This window comes from Streptomyces sp. col6, from assembly GCF_008042035.1.
GTDB lineage: Bacteria > Actinomycetota > Actinomycetes > Streptomycetales > Streptomycetaceae > Streptomyces.
This window is the reverse complement of sequence record NZ_RDBL01000081.1, coordinates 1-585: the sequence shown is the minus strand read 5'-3', so window position 1 is coordinate 585 and position 585 is coordinate 1. Positions and strand designations below refer to the sequence as shown.

Genomic DNA, 585 nt, shown 5'->3' with positions numbered 1-585 from the left:
GCGGTGTCGCGGTGCGGGTGCGGGATGCGAGGAGGAAGGCACGGCGGCGGGTCTGGGGGACGCCGTAGTCGGCGGCGTTGAGTACGCCGGTCCATGCCGAGTAGCCGAGGCGGCGCAGGATGCCCGCAATGTGCGCGAACAGGGGTGCCACGGCCGGGACTTCCTCTAAGGCGATCCAGTCGGGACGCAGTTCCAGGGCGTAGCGCAGCGGCTCGACGACGAGGAGGGAGCGCGGGTCGGTGCAGGCGGCGCGCAGGGCGGTGCGGGTGTCGTGCCCGCGGGCGAGGGCGTCGAGGCCCTGGTGGCACAGGTCGATGTCGTCGTTTCCGGCGCGCAGGCCGGCGGCGCTGAAGGTCTGGCAGGGCGGGGAGGCGATCAGCGCGGAGACGTTCCCGCGGAGCGGTGCGGTGGGGTAGTCGGCGACGTCGGCGCGGATCGTGGTGTGCCGGGCGGCGGTACGGGTGGCGCACGCGGACGGGTCGATCTCGATGCCGATGTCACGGAGTCCTAGGGCGTACAGGCCTTCCGACCAGCCGCCGGGACCGGCGAACAGGTCTAGGACGCGGGAGTGGTTCATGCGGCAAC

The 585-nt window shown here is 72.8% G+C and carries 1 protein-coding gene; it reads right to left on the bottom strand.

What is annotated here, in order from left to right; genetic code table 11:
* On the bottom strand, window positions 1-577 hold a 577-nt coding region (locus tag EAO73_RS35540; protein WP_147975649.1), incomplete at its 3' end, for a DNA cytosine methyltransferase.
* Window positions 578-585: the final 8 nt, after the last annotated feature.